The organism is Streptomyces chisholmiae (genome assembly GCF_031845445.1).
GTDB lineage: Bacteria > Actinomycetota > Actinomycetes > Streptomycetales > Streptomycetaceae > Streptomyces > Streptomyces chisholmiae.
The window spans coordinates 56,993-72,850 of the sequence record NZ_JAVREO010000009.1; the positions used below are offsets into that span (position 1 = coordinate 56,993).

The 15,858-nt window shown below is 74.9% G+C and carries 14 protein-coding genes; 13 read left to right on the forward strand and 1 reads right to left on the reverse strand.

From position 1 onward, the window contains the following. The first annotated feature begins 441 nt into the window (after positions 1-441). On the forward strand, positions 442-1,845 hold the full coding sequence (locus tag RM844_RS16360; RefSeq protein WP_311667939.1) for an NAD-dependent malic enzyme: 1,404 nt from the start codon (positions 442-444) through the stop codon (positions 1,843-1,845). A gap of 492 nt (positions 1,846-2,337) precedes the next feature. Then, on the forward strand, positions 2,338-2,619 hold the full coding sequence (locus tag RM844_RS16365; RefSeq protein WP_062203791.1) for an HU family DNA-binding protein: 282 nt from the start codon (positions 2,338-2,340) through the stop codon (positions 2,617-2,619). Positions 2,620-2,753: 134 nt separating this feature from the next. Here RM844_RS16365 and murA read toward each other — a convergent pair whose 3' ends face one another. Then, the gene (murA, locus tag RM844_RS16370) at positions 2,754-4,073 is read right to left on the reverse strand and encodes a UDP-N-acetylglucosamine 1-carboxyvinyltransferase (RefSeq protein WP_311667940.1); all 1,320 of its coding nucleotides are present in this window, start codon (positions 4,071-4,073) and stop codon (positions 2,754-2,756) included. A gap of 131 nt (positions 4,074-4,204) precedes the next feature. Between murA and RM844_RS16375 the strand changes: the two genes are divergently transcribed. The 11 genes from RM844_RS16375 (at position 4,205) to RM844_RS16425 (ending at position 15,839) form a co-directional block, all read left to right on the forward strand. Next, positions 4,205-4,762 (forward strand): YqgE/AlgH family protein, encoded by a 558-nt coding sequence (locus RM844_RS16375; RefSeq protein ID WP_311667941.1) that lies wholly within the window; start codon positions 4,205-4,207, stop codon positions 4,760-4,762. A gap of 11 nt (positions 4,763-4,773) precedes the next feature. After that, positions 4,774-5,082, forward strand: coding sequence for a DUF3039 domain-containing protein (locus RM844_RS16380; protein ID WP_311667942.1), 309 nt, complete (start codon positions 4,774-4,776; stop codon positions 5,080-5,082). A 262-nt stretch (positions 5,083-5,344) separates the two neighbouring features. Continuing rightward, on the forward strand, positions 5,345-6,238 hold the full coding sequence (locus RM844_RS16385) for an FAD binding domain-containing protein (RefSeq protein ID WP_311667943.1): 894 nt from the start codon (positions 5,345-5,347) through the stop codon (positions 6,236-6,238). Continuing rightward, positions 6,235-7,479, forward strand: coding sequence for a 2Fe-2S iron-sulfur cluster-binding protein (locus RM844_RS16390; RefSeq protein ID WP_311667944.1), 1,245 nt, complete (start codon positions 6,235-6,237; stop codon positions 7,477-7,479). Before RM844_RS16385 ends, RM844_RS16390 begins: the two co-directional genes overlap by 4 nt. Then, the gene (locus RM844_RS16395) at positions 7,479-9,812 is read left to right on the forward strand and encodes a molybdopterin cofactor-binding domain-containing protein (protein ID WP_311667945.1); all 2,334 of its coding nucleotides are present in this window, start codon (positions 7,479-7,481) and stop codon (positions 9,810-9,812) included. The genes RM844_RS16390 and RM844_RS16395 overlap by 1 nt, the downstream gene beginning before the upstream one ends. A gap of 107 nt (positions 9,813-9,919) precedes the next feature. Beyond that, positions 9,920-11,458, forward strand: a complete 1,539-nt coding sequence (locus tag RM844_RS16400; RefSeq protein WP_311667946.1) for an MFS transporter — start codon at positions 9,920-9,922, stop codon at positions 11,456-11,458. A gap of 41 nt (positions 11,459-11,499) precedes the next feature. Then, positions 11,500-11,703 (forward strand): Arc family DNA-binding protein, encoded by a 204-nt coding sequence (locus RM844_RS16405; RefSeq protein ID WP_311667947.1) that lies wholly within the window; start codon positions 11,500-11,502, stop codon positions 11,701-11,703. Positions 11,704-11,707: 4 nt separating this feature from the next. Next, positions 11,708-12,091, forward strand: a complete 384-nt coding sequence (locus RM844_RS16410) for a type II toxin-antitoxin system death-on-curing family toxin (RefSeq protein WP_311667948.1) — start codon at positions 11,708-11,710, stop codon at positions 12,089-12,091. A 79-nt stretch (positions 12,092-12,170) separates the two neighbouring features. Next, positions 12,171-13,988 carry a DEAD/DEAH box helicase gene (locus RM844_RS16415; RefSeq protein ID WP_311668154.1) on the forward strand — a complete coding sequence of 606 codons (1,818 nt, stop codon included), beginning with the start codon at positions 12,171-12,173 and terminating at the stop codon, positions 13,986-13,988. A 312-nt stretch (positions 13,989-14,300) separates the two neighbouring features. After that, the gene (locus RM844_RS16420; RefSeq protein WP_311667949.1) at positions 14,301-14,945 is read left to right on the forward strand and encodes an IclR family transcriptional regulator; all 645 of its coding nucleotides are present in this window, start codon (positions 14,301-14,303) and stop codon (positions 14,943-14,945) included. A 57-nt stretch (positions 14,946-15,002) separates the two neighbouring features. Beyond that, a complete protein-coding gene (locus tag RM844_RS16425; RefSeq protein WP_311667950.1) occupies positions 15,003-15,839 on the forward strand; it encodes a S16 family serine protease in 837 nt (278 codons plus the stop codon). Positions 15,840-15,858: the final 19 nt, after the last annotated feature.

Genomic DNA, 15,858 nt, shown 5'->3' on the forward strand with positions numbered 1-15,858 from the left:
TGTCGCTAAGAGCGACCACTTGCCGCGAGGCGAGCTGGCGGGTCGGCGCCCCTTTTCTCTCCCTTCGCGCGCGACCCCGCACCGCCCCGTACCGCCCCGTACCGTCGGGGACGGTCACCGCGGGTGTCCGGTCGGCAGCGCGCGCCACCCGGCCGCGCGCCCCGCGCGTCCCTCACCCCACGCGACCCCACTCCGCGCGTTCACCACCGCGCGTCCGCCCCCCGTTCACCCGGCGTACGCCCCGGCGTCGCGCGGCCGGATTCCGCCGTGCCGAACGCGTTTTCCGGCGTGCGACGGCGCTGTTACCGTCGTGCCGGTCGGGCGGTCCTGGCTTTCACCACACCCGGGGCCTCTCGTAAGGTGACAACGGCTCGCCCGGCGGGCGGTCGGCTCACGCCCACGTGGGTGGCGGGGGCGAAGGAAAGTGAAGGAAGTTCGGCCATGGCAACGGCGCCCAGTGTCTCGTACTCGATGACCGTCCGGTTGGAGGTGCCGGCCAGTGGCACGGCCGTCAGCCAGTTGACCACCGTGGTGGAGTCCTCGGGCGGCTCCGTCACCGGCCTCGACGTCACCGCGTCCGGGCACGAGAAGCTGCGCATCGACGTGACCATCGCGGCCAGTTCCACGGCGCACGCGGACGAGATCGTCCAGAAACTGCGCGGCATCGACGGGGTGGCGCTCGGCAAGGTCTCGGACCGGACCTTCCTGATGCACCTCGGCGGCAAGATCGAGATGACCTCCAAGCATCCGATTCGCAACCGTGATGACCTGTCGATGATTTACACCCCGGGCGTCGCCCGGGTCTGCACCCAGATCGCCGCGCACCCCGAGGACGCCCGGCGGTTGACCATCAAGCGGAACAGCGTCGCCGTGGTCACCGACGGCTCGGCCGTGCTGGGCCTGGGCAACATCGGCCCGCACGCGGCGCTTCCGGTGATGGAGGGGAAGGCCGCCCTCTTCAAGCGGTTCGCCGGCATCGACGCCTGGCCGCTCTGCCTGGACACCCAGGACCCGGACGCCATCGTGGAGATCGTCAAGGCCATCGCGCCCGGCTTCGCCGGGATCAATCTGGAGGACATCTCCGCCCCGCGCTGCTTCGAGATCGAGGCCCGGCTGCGGGAGGCGTTGGACATCCCGGTCTTCCACGACGACCAACACGGCACCGCCATCGTGGTGCTCGCCGCCCTGCACAACGCGCTGCGGGTGGTGGGCAAGGAGCTGGGCGACGTGCGGGTGGTGATGTCCGGCGCCGGCGCCGCCGGCACGGCCATCCTGAAGCTGCTGTTGGCGGCCGGCGTGAAGCACGCGGTGGTCGCCGACATCCACGGCGTGGTGCACGCCGGCCGGCCGGACCTGGTGGGCGCGGACGGCGACTCGCCGCTGCGCTGGATCGCCGACAACACCAACCCCGACGGGGTGACCGGCACGCTGAGCGACGCCATCACCGGCGCCGACGTCTTCGTCGGCGTCTCCGCGCCCGACGTGCTGACCAGCGCGGACGTGGCCGCGATGGCGGACGGCGCGATCGTCTTCGCCCTCGCGAACCCGGACCCGGAGATCGACCCGGCGCTGGCCAGGCAGACCGCCGCCGTGGTCGCCACCGGCCGCTCCGACTTCCCCAACCAGATCAACAACGTGCTGGTCTTCCCGGGGGTGTTCCGGGGACTGCTGGACGCCCAGTCCCGTTCCGTCAGCACCTCGATGATGCTGGCCGCCGCCCGCGCGCTGGCCGACGTGGTGGGCGAGGACGAGCTGAACGCCAACTACATCGTGCCCAGCGTCTTCAACGAGCGGGTCTCCGGCGCGGTCGCCGAGGCGGTGCGGGAAGCCGCCCGCCAGTCCTGAGCCGACCGGCCAGCCCCGACCCCACCCGCGCGCCCCGGAGGCGAGGCCCGCGCCCCGGGGCAACTGGGCGCCGGGCGAGGGCAGTCGGGCCGCAGGTTCGGGGCCCGGCGCCGGGCGCGCGCCGTGCCCGGCGCACAACCCCGCGATGTTCGGCGGACGCTGGCGGCCCGTCGCGTCGTGCCGCGCCGGCGGCTCGGGCCGCCCGACGGGGCAGCCGCGGGGGCGCGGGGCGGCGAGTCGGTTGCCAACGGGCTCCGGCTGCCCCTTAGGGTGACCGGGAGGCACGGCCTCGGGCACGTCGCCACCCGCCGGACCTGGGCGCTCTTCGAGTGCCCGGCCAGGACCTCGGATTGGCCTTCCCCCCACTGGTGAGGGCAGGATGCGTATCCGGGTGCCAGGGAGGACCCCTGGTCCTGGCAGTGTCAGTGGGTCCTGGCAGCATCGGCGTCGATCTCACGCCTCATTGGCAAGATGAACTTGGGAGTACGAAATATGAACCGCAGTGAGCTGGTGGCCGCTCTGTCCGAGCGCGCCGAGGTGACTCGGAAGGACGCCGACGCCGTGCTGGCGGCCCTGGCCGAGACCGTGGGGGAGGTCGTGGCCAAGGGCGACGAGAAGGTCACCATTCCCGGTTTCCTGACCTTCGAGCGCACCCACCGCGCCGCTCGCACCGCGCGCAACCCGCAGACCGGCGAGCCCATCCAGATCCCGGCCGGGTACAGCGTCAAGGTCTCCGCCGGCACCAAGCTGAAGGAAGCCGCCAAGGGCAAGTGACCCTCGGCTGAGGCGGACTGAAGGGGTGGCCCCACAACGGGGCCACCCCTTACGTGTGTTCGTTCACCCGTCGCTCACCTGTGCCCACGTGTGCCAACGGGAGCCGGCGCCGGGCGGTGGCGCCGGCGCCGGCGTCAGGGGCGCTCGACCTTGGCGCCCAACTCGTGGAGCTTGTCGAGGAAGTTCTCGTAGCCGCGGTTGATCAGCTCGATGCCGTGCACCCGCGAGGTGCCCTGCGCCGCCAACGCGGCGATCAGGTAGGAGAATCCGCCGCGCAGGTCCGGGATGACCAGGTCGCCGCCCTGCAGCGTGGTCGGCCCGGAGACCACCGCCGAGTGCAGGAAGTTCCGCTGACCGAAGCGGCAGGGGGTGCCGCCCAGGCACTCCCGGTAGAGCTGGATGTGCGCGCCCATCTGGTTGAGCGCGCTGGTGAAGCCGAGCCGCGACTCGTAGACCGTCTCGTGCACGATGGACAGCCCCGACGCCTGGGTCAGCGCCACCACCAGCGGCTGCTGCCAGTCGGTCTGGAAGCCCGGGTGCACGTCGGTCTCCAGCGCGATGGCGTTCAGCGGCCCGCCCGGGTGCCAGAAGCGGATGCCCTGCTCGTCCACCTCGAACGCGCCGCCGACCTTGCGGTAGACGTTCAGGAAGGTCAGCATCTCCCGCTGGCTGGCGCCGCGCACGTAGACGCTGCCCTTGGTGGCCAGCGCCGCGCTCGCCCAGGACGCGGCCTCCAGCCGGTCCGGGAGCGCCCGGTGGGTGTACCCGCCGAGCTGGTCGACGCCGGTGATCCGGATGGTGCGGTCGGTGTCCAGCGAGATGATCGCGCCCATCTTCTGGAGCACGCAGATCAGGTCCTCGATCTCCGGCTCCACCGCGGCGTTGGTCAGCTCCGTCACGCCCTCCGCCAGCACCGCGGTCAGCAGCACCTGCTCGGTGGAGCCGACCGAGGGGTAGGGCAGCCGGATCTTGCAGCCGCGCAGCCGCTGCGGCGCCTCCAGGTACTGGCCGTCGGCGCGCTTCTCGATGGTGGCGCCGAACTGCCGCAGCACGTCGAAGTGGAAGTCGACCGGCCGGCCCCCGATGTCGCAGCCGCCCAGGCCGGGGATGAAGGCGTGCCCCAGCCGGTGCAGCAGCGGCCCGCAGAACAGGATCGGGATGCGCGACGAGCCGGCGTGCGCGTCGATGTCGGCGACGTTCGCGCTCTCCACGTGCGAGGGGTCGAGCACCAGCTCACCCGGCTCCTCACCGCTGCGGACCGTCACCCCGTGCAGCTGGAGCAGCCCGCGCACCACCCGCACGTCGCGGATCTCGGGGACGTTCCGCAGCCGGCTGGGGGCGCTGCCGAGCAACGCCGCCACCATCGCCTTGGGCACCAGGTTCTTCGCCCCGCGAACCCGGATCTCGCCCTCGATCGGGGTGCCGCCGTGGACAAGGAGTACGTCGTCGGTCATGGGCTCGCGATCTGTTCTGGAGGGATGCGGGGGGACCAAACGGAATGGTAGTGGCCCGAACCCGGGGAGCGACCCCGGCCCGGCCGGGGTCACCCCTCCCGGCGTTCACCCGGATGCGGAATCATGGGCGCATGTCCGAGGTCTCCTCGCTCACCGGGCGGCTGCTGGTGGCCACCCCAGCCCTGTCCGACCCCAACTTCGACCGGTCCGTCGTGCTGCTGCTCGACCACGACGACGAGGGCGCCCTCGGGGTGGTGTTGAACCGCCCCACCCCGGTGGACGTGGCCGAGGTGCTGGCGCCCTGGGCCGAGCTGACCGGCGAGCCGGGGGTGGTCTTCCAGGGCGGCCCCGTGGCGCTGGACGCGGCGCTGGCGCTGGCCGTGGTGCCCGGCGGCGGCCCGCTGGGCTGGCGGCGGGTGCACGGCTCGATCGGCCTGGTCGACCTGGAGGCGCCGCCCGAGGTGCTGGCCGCCGAGGTGGGCTCGCTGCGGATCTTCGCCGGCTACGCGGGCTGGGGCGCCGGGCAGCTGGAGCGCGAGCTGGCGGAGGGCGCCTGGTACGTCGTGGACTCCGAGCCGGGCGACGTCTCGGCGCCCGACCCCGAGCGGCTCTGGCGGGCCGTGCTGCGCCGCCAGCGCGGCAGTCTGGCACTGCTCACCACATACCCGGACGACCCCTCGCTCAATTAGGCTGGGTCCCCATGAGCACTGTTGAGGAGCCCGAGCGCGGAGCGGGCACCGGCACGATCGTCGAGCCCACCCCGCAGACCACACACGGTGACGGCGATCACGAGCGGTTCGCGCACTATGTCCAGAAGGACAAGATCATGGCCAGCGCGCTGGACGGCACCCCCGTCGTCGCGCTCTGCGGCAAGGTCTGGGTCCCCGGGCGCGACCCCAAGAAGTACCCGGTCTGTCCCACCTGCAAGGAGATCTACGAGTCCATGGGCTCGTTCGGTGGCGGCAAGGACGGTAAGGGTGGCAAGGGCGGCAAGGGCGGCGGCAAGTAGCCCGCGGACGTGCGCCCCGGACGCGGGGGGCCGGCGGCGTTCGAGCCACGGCCCGGCCGCGTTCGAGCGGATGCCCTGATCGTGTGGCTGCCCTGATCGGGTGAGCCCGCCCCAACGCCCCGGCGGGCGGCGGCCGTTCCTTCCGCGGGAGCCGCCCCTGGGCGTCTGCGGCGGCGAAAAATGTGCCAGAGTTGCCACGTCCGGGCCCGGAGCACGTACCGTACGGCTCGGCAGCCGGGACCACCGGAAAGGGGCAGCTGGATTGAGCACGCACGCGCCGGAGGCTCAGCTCGTCGCGCAACCGGCCACCTTGGACGAGGCCGTGGCCGCGCTGGCCGACGTGCCGGCGGCCGTGCCGGTCGCCGGCGGCACCGACCTGATGGCCAGCGTCAACGCCGGGCTGCTGCGGCCCGCCGCGCTGGTGGGGCTCGGCCGGCTCACCGAGCTACGCGGCTGGGCGTACCAGGACGGCCACGCGCTGCTGGGGGCCTGTCTCACCCACTCCCGGATGAGCCGCCCCGACTTCTCCGCGCTGATCCCGGCGCTCGCCGCCGCGGCGAGATCCGCCGGCCCGCCGCAGGTCCGCAACGCCGGCACCCTCGGCGGCAACATCATCTCCGCCGCACCTTCGGGTGACACGCTGCCGGTGCTCGCGGCGCTGGAGGCGACGCTGCTGGTCGCGGTGCCCGGCGGCGAGGGCAGACAGATCCCGATCAGCCACCTGCTGGCCGGCCGGGACCGGCTCAACCCCGGCGAGCTGCTCGCCCACGTCCGGGTCCCGCTGCTGCACGCCCCGCAGACCTTCCTCAAGGCCACCTCGCGGACCGGCCCGGCCCGCGCCCTGGCCTCGGTCGCGGTGGTGCTCGACCCGCTGCGCCGCGAGGTGCGGTGCGCGGTCGGCGCGGTGGCGCCGATGCCGCTGCGCCCGCTGGACGCGGAGCGCTGGGTGGCCTCGCTGGTGGACTGGGACGGCCAACGCGGGCTGGCGCCCGAGGCGTTGGCCGCCTTCGGCGACTACGTCGGGATGGCCTGCATCCCCGACCCGCGCCCCGGGAAGGACGGCGGGGAACCCGCCCAACTCCCGCCCGCGGTACTGCATCTGCGGCGTACCGTGGCAGCACTGGCCCGCCGTGGACTCGGAAGGGCTCTTCGATGAGCAACGAGCACCTGCCTGACCCCAACGCCCCCGGGCCGCAGCCCAACTGGGGCGGTGAGTACGACTCGGAGGCCACCGGCTTCCTCGAGCTGCCCGGCGGCCTGCCGGAGCGCGGCGGCAGCGAGCCGCTGGCCGCGCCCGGCCAGGGCTACCAGCCGCCGGTGATCGAGCCGGCCGCCCCGCTGCCGACCCCGGGCCCCAGCATGGACCCGGCCGCCACCGGCCAGTGGACGCTGCCGTTCGCCGCCCAGGGCGGCCCGCCGCCGGTGGCGACCGGACCGGACGCGCCGGCCGGCCCGGCCGAGCCGTTCCAGCCCGTCGAGCGGAGCGAGCCGCCGCGGCACCAGGCCATGGGCCAGGGTGCCGCCGCCGCGCTCGCCGGCTCGCACGAGGGGCGCGCCGAGCGCGGCGCCGCCGACGGCGCGCCGGACGCGCCGGAGCCGCACCAGGCCGAGCCCGACGCCTGGCGCCCGCCGGGCGGCCGGGCGGACGAGCCGCCGGCGCCCGCGCCCTGGTCGGCGCCGGCCGACGGCGAGCCGCACCCGGCGGAGCCGGCCGAGCCGCCGGCCGCCGGGCCGGGCCCGGCGGCCAGCAGCAGCGAACACCCGGAGACCTCCTACGTGTTGCGGGTCAACGGCGCCGAGCGGCAGGTGACCGACGCCTGGATCGGCGAGTCCCTGCTCTATGTGCTGCGCGAGCGCCTCGGCCTGGCCGGCGCCAAGGACGGCTGCGCGCAGGGCGAGTGCGGTGCCTGCTCGGTGCAGGTGGACGGCCGGCTGGTGGCGGCCTGCCTGGTGCCGGCGGCCACCGCGGCCGGCAGCGAGATCCGCACGGTCGAGGGGCTCGGCGCGGACGGCGAGCCGTCCGACGTGCAGCGCGCCCTGGCCGGCTGCGACGTGCAGTGCGGGTTCTGCCTGCCGGGCATGGCGATGACGGTCCACGACCTGCTGGAGGGCAACCACGCGCCCACCGAGCTGGAGACCCGGCACGCGCTCTGCGGCAACCTCTGCCGCTGCGGCGGCTACCGCGGGGTGCTCGACGCCGTCGCCGAGGTGGTGGCCGAGCGGGCCGCCAGGTCGGCGGCCGAGCACGCCGAGCCGGCCGGTCCCGTGGACCACGTCGGGACCGACGCCGCGGCCGGGCCGGTCGGGCCGGCGCCGGACGCGGTGCCCCCGCGCATTCCCCACCAGTCGGGCCCGCCGGCGGCCGCCGGCGGGTATCCCCAGGCAGGAGGCATGTGATGGCGGAATCCCACGGCTCGGCCGACCCGGCGGCCACCGTCACCCTGCACGCCGCGGGCCCCGCCACCGCCAGGACCACCCGCAGCGACCCGCACGGCGTCGGCGCCTCGCTGCCGGCGGCCGACGCCGCGGCCAAGGCCAGCGGCACCTTCCCCTACACGGCCGACCTGTGGGCCGAGGGCCTGCTGTGGGCCGCGGTGCTGCGCGCCCCGCACCCGCGGGCCCGGATTCTGGGCATCGACACCGCCGCCGCCCGGGAGATGCCGGGGGTGCGCGCGGTGGTGACGCACGAGGACGTGGCCGGCGACGGGCTGCTGGGCCGGCAGGTCACCGACCGGCCGGCGTTCGCCTCCGACGAGGTCCGCTACCACGGCGAGCCGGTGGCCGCGGTGGCCGCCGACCACCCGGAGACCGCCCGGCTCGCCGCGGCGGCCATCGCCGTCGAGTACGAGCCGCTGGAGGCGGTCACCAACCCGCAGCGGGCCTTCGAGGCCGAGCCGCTGCACCCGGACGGCAACGTCGTCCGGCACATCCCGCTGCGGCACGGCGACCCGACCGCCACCGGCGAGGTGGTGGTCGAGGGCTTCTACCGGATCGGCCGGCAGGACGCCGCGCCCATCGGGGCCGAGTCCGGGCTGGCCGTGCCCCGGCTGGACGGCGGCGTGGAGATCTACGTCGCCGCCACCGACCCGCACACCGACCGGGACCGGCTGGCCGGCTGCCTGGGCCTGGCGCCCGAGCAGGTCAAGCTCTACGTGACCGGGGTGCCCGGGTCGCTGGGGGACCGGGAGGACCAGACCTTCCAGCTGCCGCTGGCGCTGCTGGCGATGCAGACCGGCTGCCCGGTGAAGCTCGCCGCCACCCGCGAGGAGTCCTTCCTCGGCCACGCCCACCGGCACCCGACGCTGCTGCGCTACTGGCACCACGCCGACCGCGAGGGGAAGCTGGTCAAGGTCGAGGCGCAGCTGGTGATGGACGCGGGCGCCTACGCGGACGACTCGGCCGAGGCGCTGGCCGCGGCGGTCGCCTTCGCCGCCGGGCCCTACGTGGTGCCCAACGCGGTGGTCGACGGCTGGGCGGTGCGCACCAACAACCCGCCGGCCGGCTACCTGCGGGGCGAGGGCGCGCTCCAGGTGTGCCTGGCGCACGAGGGACAGATGGACCGGCTCGCCGCCCAACTCGGCATGGAGCCGGCCGAGTTGCGGGCCCGGAACGTGCTGGCCACCGGCGACGCGCTGCCCACCGGGCAGGCCGTGACCTGCCCGGCGCCGGTCGCCGAGCTGCTGACCGCGGTGCGGCAGGCCTCGCTGCCCTCGCTGCCCAAGGACGGCCCGATCGAGGACTGGCTGCTGCCCGGCGGCCCGGACGGCGCGGGCGACCCGGCCGCGGTGCGCCGCGGCGTGGGCTACGCGCTGGGCATGGTGCACATGCTGGGCGCCGAGGGCACCGACGAGGTGTCGACGGCCACCGTCCGGGTCGAGGGCAGCGTGGCCACGGTGCACTGCGCCGCCGTGGAGACCGGCCAGGGCTTCACCACCCTCGCCCGGCAGATCGTGCAGGAGGTGCTGGGGATCGACGAGGTGGTGGTCGCGCCCGTGGACACCGACCAGCCGCCGGCCGGCCCCGGCGGCCGGGGCCGGCACACCTGGGTCTCGGCCGGCGCGGTGGAGCGCGCGGCGCGCATGGTGCGCACCCAGCTGCTCCAGCCGCTGGCCGCCAACTTCGGGATGACCGCCGAGCTGCTGGACATCGAGGACGGCCGGATCACCTCCTACGACGGGGTGCTGTCCACCCCGGTGGTGGAGGCGCTGGAGGGCAAGGAGCTGTGGGCCACGGCCCAGTGCCGGCCGCACCCGACGGAGCCGCTGGACGCCTCGGGGCAGGGCGACGCCTTCGTCGGGCTCTCCTTCGCCGCGGTGCGCGCCGTGGTCGACGTGGACGTGGAGCTGGGCTCGGTCCGGGTGGTGGAGATGGCGGTCGCGCAGGACGTGGGCCGGGTGCTCAACCCGCGGCAGCTGCGGGCCAGGATCGAGGCCGGCGTCATCCAGGGGGTGGGCGCGGCGCTCACCGAGCACCTGCGGGTGGTGCGGGGTGAGGTGCGGCACGCCGACCTGACCGGATACCAGCTGCCCACCGCGCTGGACGCGCCGGAGGTGCGGATCGTGGCGCTGTTGGAGGAGCGGGACGTGGTCGCGCCGTTCGGCGCCAAGGCGGCCGGCTCGGTGCCGCTGGTGGTCGCCCCGGCGGCGGTCGCCTCGGCGGTGGGCGCGGCCACCGGCCGGCCGGTCAACCGGCTGCCGATCAAGCCACAGTTCGCGGTCGGCGCCAACTGACCGGCCGGGCCGGCCGGCCCGGGGCTCGCGGACGGGCCGGCGGGACCAGCGGATCCCGGCCCCCGGCACATAGGCAGCCGGGGGGTTCGGTCCTTACCGTGGGGGTCATGCAACCACCCACGCAGGCCACCGGCGCCGAGGCCGCCCAGCCGGAGGAGACCGGGGGGCCGGGCCAGCCGGTCCCCCCGCGGCACGTCGTCGCCCACGACCCGCCAGCCGAGCCGACCGGCGGGGTGCTGAGCGCCCCCTACCGGGCGCTGACCCTGGGCTGTGTCGCCACGGTGCTGCTGATCGCCTTCGAGGCGATGGCGGTGGGCACCGCGATGCCGGCCGCCGCCGAGGCGCTGGACGGGGTCTCGCTCTACGCGTTCGCGTTCTCCGCGTTCTTCACCACCAGCCTGCTGGGCATGGCGGTCTCCGGTCAGTGGTGCGACCGGTCCGGGCCGCTGCCGCCGGTGCTCAGCGGGATAGCCACCTTCGCGCTGGGGCTGCTGGCCTCCGGCGCGGCCCAGTCGATGTGGGTCTTCGTGCTCGGCCGGGCGCTCCAGGGGGTGGGCGGCGGACTGGTCATCGTCGCCCTGTACGTCACGGTCCGGCTGGCCTTCCCCGAGCGGCTGCGGCCGGCGGCGCTGGCCGCGTTCTCGGCGTCCTGGGTGGTGCCGTCCATGGTGGGCCCGGTGATCGCCGGCACCATCACGGAACAGCTGGGCTGGCGTTGGGTGTTCCTCGGCATCACGGTGCTGGTGGTGCTGCCCCTGCTGGTGCTGCTGCCGGCGCTGCGCCGGTCGGTGTCCGGGCCGCCGGAGGGCGCGGCGCGGCGGCTGGACCGGCGGCGGCTGCGGCTGGCGGTGGCGGTCGCGGTGGGCGCCGGGCTGCTCCAGTACGGCGGGCAGGAGCCGCGCTGGCTCGCGCTGCTGCCGGTCGGGGTCGGCCTGGTGCTGCTGGCGCCCTCGGCGGCCCGGCTGCTGCCGGCCGGCACCTTCCGGCTGCGCCGCGGGCTGCCCTCGGTGGTGGCGCTGCGCGGGGTGATCTCGGCCGCCTACCTCGCCACCCAGACGTTCCTGCCGCTGCTGCTGGTGACCCAGCGGGACCTGTCCTACACCCAGGCCGGCCTCTCGCTGGCCGCCTCCGGCGCCACCTGGGCGCTCGGCTCGTGGGCCCAGTCCCGGCCCTGGGCGGAGCCGCACCGCTTCGAACTGGTCAGGTTCGGCACCGTGTTGATCGCCCTGGGGGTGGGCAGCACGCCGCTGGTGCTGCTGTCGGCGGCGCCGGTCTGGCTGCCGGTGCTGACCCTGGGGGTCGGCGCGTTCGGGATGGGCCTGGTGGTCTCCACGCTGGGCGTGCTGGTGCTGCGCTTCTCCACGCCGCGCGAGGCGGGCGGCAACGTGGCCTCGCTGCAGCTCTGCGACAGCCTGGCCAACGTGGTGATGCTCACCACGGTGGGCGCGCTCTTCGCCGCGCTCGGCGGCGACGCCTCGGCCGCCACCGCGCACGCCGCCGAGGCCACGACGGCCGGCGCCGGCCAGGCGATCGGCGTCGGGGCGTTCGTCGCGGTTTACACGGCGACGGCGGTGGTCGCCCTGCTCGGCATCCTGGTCGGCGGCCGCCTGCGCGAACCGGCCCCGGCGGGGTCGGCAGGCGCCTGAGAGAGGTACCAGACTGGTACCACTCCTGGTACCTTTTTGGTATGGCGATGAATGTGCGTTTGCCCGAGGAGACCCAGCGAGTCCTGCGGGAGCGTGCGGAGCGCGAGGGGCGCAGTATGCACGCCATAGTGGTTCAGGCGGTTGAGCGCTATCTCGTCGAGGAAGCCGACCGGGAGACGGTCCGCAAGCTGGGGGCCGCCTATGCCACCCGCCACGCGGATCTGCTGCGCAGGCTGGGGGAGTAGCGCGGTGAAGTACCTGACCGTCGCCGAGGCGCTGGACCTGGCGACGCTGGCCTGCGGTGCCCAGCCGGTCGTGGTGCGGGATCTGGGCCTGCTCTCCTCCGCGTCGCACAGGCCGGCGTCCGAGATGTACGGCGTGCCGGCCTATCCCGACCTGTTCGAGAAGGCCGGGGCGCTGCTCCAGTCGCTGGCCGGCAACCACCCGCTGGTCGACGGCAACAAGCGGCTCGCCTGGCTGTGCACGGCGGTCTTCCTCGACCTGAACGGAGTGTCCCTGCTCGACGTCGACCAGGAACGCGCCTACGACCTGGTGATGGAGGTGGCGGCCGGGAAGATCGAGGACGTCGGGGTGGTCGGCCACGCGTTGCGGGAGTTGTCGGGGGCGGGGTGAGGTCGACGGGGCTCCCGCGGGAGCGGTTAGGCTGGCTCGGTTGCCGATCGACCGTGTCATCGAGACCGCACCGGAGACCGTGACTACCACCGCCCCCTCCTCGTCGTCCTCGCCCGCCTCCCCGGCCCCCTCCTCCCAGCTGTCGCCGGCCTTCCCCGGGCGGGCGCCCTGGGGTACGGCCAGCAAGCTCCGCGCCTGGCAGCAGGCGGCGATGGAGGAGTACCTGCGGACGCAGCCCCGGGACTTCCTCGCCGTCGCCACCCCCGGCGCCGGCAAGACGACCTTCGCGCTGACCCTGGCCTCCTGGCTGCTCCACCACCACGTGGTGCAGCAGGTCACCGTGGTGGCGCCGACGGAGCACCTGAAGACGCAGTGGGCCGAGGCCGCCGCCCGGATAGGCATCCGGCTGGACCCGGAGTACAGCGCCGGCCCGCTGGGCCGGAGCTACCACGGGGTGGCCATCACCTACGCCGGCATCGGGGTGCGTCCGATGCTCCACCGCAACCGCTGTGAGCAGCGGAAGACGCTGGTGATCCTGGACGAGATCCACCACGCGGGGGACTCCCGCTCGTGGGGCGAGGCGTGCCTGGAGGCGTTCGAACCGGCGACCAGGCGGCTGGCGTTGACCGGCACGCCGTTCCGCTCGGACACCAACCCGATCCCGTTCGTCGGCTACGCCGAGGGCACCGACGGGGTGCGGCGCTCGGTCGCCGACTACACCTACGGGTACGGCAGCGCGCTGGCCGACGGTGTGGTGCGGCCGGTGATCTTCCTCTCCTACAGCGGCAACATGCGCTGGCGGACCAAGGCCGGCGACGAGGTGGCCGCCCGGCTCGGCGAGCCGATGACCAAGGACGCGATCTCGCAGGCCTGGCGCACCGCGCTCGATCCGCGCGGCGAGTGGATGCCGGCCGTGCTGCGCGCCGCCGACCGGCGGCTCCTGGAGGTCCGCCGGTCCATCCACGACGCGGGCGGGCTGGTGATCGCCACCGACCAGGACTCCGCGCGTGCCTACGCCAAGCTGCTGCGGGAGATCACCGGCGAGGCGGCGACGCTGGTGCTCTCCGACGACGCCGGCGCCTCCGGCCGGATCGAGGAGTTCCGGGACTCGGACGCCCGCTGGCTGGTCGCGGTGCGGATGGTCTCCGAGGGGGTGGACGTGCCCCGGCTGGCGGTCGGGGTCTACGCCACCACCATCTCGACGCCGCTCTTCTTCGCCCAGGCGGTCGGCCGGTTCGTGCGGTCCAGGCGGCGCGGCGAGACGGCCTCCGTCTTCCTGCCGACGATCCCGTCGCTGCTGGGCTTCGCGCACGAGCTGGAGCTGGAGCGCGACCACGTGCTGGACAAGCCGAGGCGGGAGGGCGAGGAGGACCCGTTCGCCGAGGAGGCGAAGGAGCTGGCCGAGGCGGAACGGGAGCGGGACGAGCCCGGCGCCGAGGAGCAACTGCCGTTCGAAGCACTGGAGTCGGACGCGGTCTTCGACCGGGTGATGTACGACGGGGCCGAGTTCGGGATGCAGGCGCATCCGGGCAGCGAGGAGGAGCAGGACTACCTGGGCATCCCCGGGCTGCTGGAGCCGGACCAGGTGCAGATGCTGCTGCAGAAGCGCCAGGCCCGGCAGATCGCGCACAGCCGCCGCCGGCCGGACGCCGAGGCCGACCTGATCGAGCTGCCCGCCGAGCGGCGGCCGGTGCTCTCCCACAAGGAGCTGATGGAGCTGCGGCGGGAGCTGAACTCCCTGGTGGGCGCGTACTCACACCAGTCGGGCAAGCCGCACGGGGTGATCCACACCGAGCTGCGCCGGGTCTGCGGCGGCCCGCCGACGGCGGAGGCCACGCCGGGGCAGCTGGAGCAGCGGATGCGCAAGGTCCGGGAGTGGGCCACCCGGATGCGCTGACCGGCGGGCGCGGGCGGGGAGTTGGGGCGGGTTCGCGCCGCTGGGGCGGGTTTCGGCGGTTGCCGGCCGGCTCGGGGCGCTTGGCGTGGTTCGGCCGCGGCGGGACGCTCGGATTCTGGACAGCCCCTTCCGCTGAGCGGTAACCCTGGCTACATTTCCGGTCACGCGTACACCCCGGGTGCAGAGCCGCTTCCGGGAAGTGCAGCCGGCTTGTGCCACCAGGCAACCGCGCCGTCGTCCCGCGCGCGTGCCGCGGCCGGGTCGGGTGGCGCGGGCGACGTGGGTGGCGGGCTCACCTGAGAAGGGGGCGTCGTGACCACGGAGACCTCTCAGACGCTCGACCGAGGACTGCGCGTCCTCAAACTGCTCGCGGAGACGGACCACGGCCTGACCGTGACCGAGCTGTCCCGCCGGCTCGGCGTGAACCGGACGGTGGTCTACCGTCTGCTGGCCACCCTGGAACAGCACTCGCTGGTCCGCCGCGACGCCAGCGGCCGGGCCCGGGTCGGCATCGGGGTGTTGGGGCTGGGGCGCCAGGTCCATCCGCTGGTGCGGGACGCGGCGTTGCCGGCGCTGCGCACCCTGGCCGAGGAGCTGGGCGCGACCGCCCACCTGACGGTGGTGGACGGCACCGACGCGCTGGCCATCGCGGTGGTCGAGCCCAGCTGGACGGACTACCACGTGGCCTACCGCACGGGGTACCGGCACCCGCTGGAGCGGGGCGCCGCCGGCCGGGCGATCCTCACCCGGCGCTGCAAGGACATCGACAACGAGGACGGGTTCGTCGCCACCCACGGCGAGTTGGAGGCAGGGGCCAGTGGGGCGGCGGCGCCGCTGCCGGCCGAGTGCGGGATCGAGGGCAGCGTCGGCGTGGTGATGCTCAGCGAGACGGTGCCGCCCGAGGTGGGCCCCCGGGTGGTGCGGGCCGCCCGCGAGGTGGCCGAGGCGCTGCGGTAGCGCGCGGCGGGGCGGGCGCCGGCGCGGCCGGCGGGGCGCTGCGTTAGATTCGCTGCCATGCCCGCAGCGCCGCCCGCCTCGAAGGCCCCCGCCAGCCCAGCCGACAAGGCGCCGCCCGAGCGGCGCAGGCGGTGGGTGCTCGCCGGCTGCGGCGCGGCGTTCGCCGCGCTGCTCGGGGTGACCGCGCTGGCGCCGCTGCCCTTCGTGGTCACCGAGCCGGGCATGACGGCCGACGTGCTCGGCGAGCACGCCGACGAGCCGGTGATCCGGATCAGCGGCGCCGAGACCCGGCCGGTCTCCGGCGAGCTGCGGATGACCACCATCAACGCCACCTCGCCCGGCGAGACCGTCCGGCTGGCGGACGTGCTCGGCGGCTACCTCGCCGGCGACCGGGCCGTGCTGCCCAGCGAGTCGGTGTACCCGGTGGGGGAGAGCCCCGAGGAGATCACCGAGCACAACGAGACGCAGATGCGCCGGTCGCAGGACGCGGCGACGGCCGCCGCGCTGGGCTTCCTGGACCGGGCGGACGAGGGCATCGAGGTGTCCCTGGAACTCTCCGACGTGGGCGGCCCGAGCGCCGGGCTGCTCTTCGCCCTCGGGGTGGTGGCGCTGCTGGACGCCGGGGACGAGCTGACCGGCGGGGCGGTCGTCGCCGGCACCGGCACCATCGACGCGGACGGCACGGTGGGCGCGGTCGGCGGGGTGGCGCTGAAGACCCACGCGGCCCGGCAGGACGGCGCCACGGTCTTCCTGGTGCCGCGCGACGAGTGTCCGGCGGCCGAGGGCAACGCGCCGGACGGGCTGCGGCTGGTGCCGGTGGACGACCTGGCCGGCGCGGTGACGGCGCTGCGGGCGCTGGCGGCCGGCGACGACGGGGCCGTGCCCGGCTGCTAGGTCGCCTGGCCGACGCCGG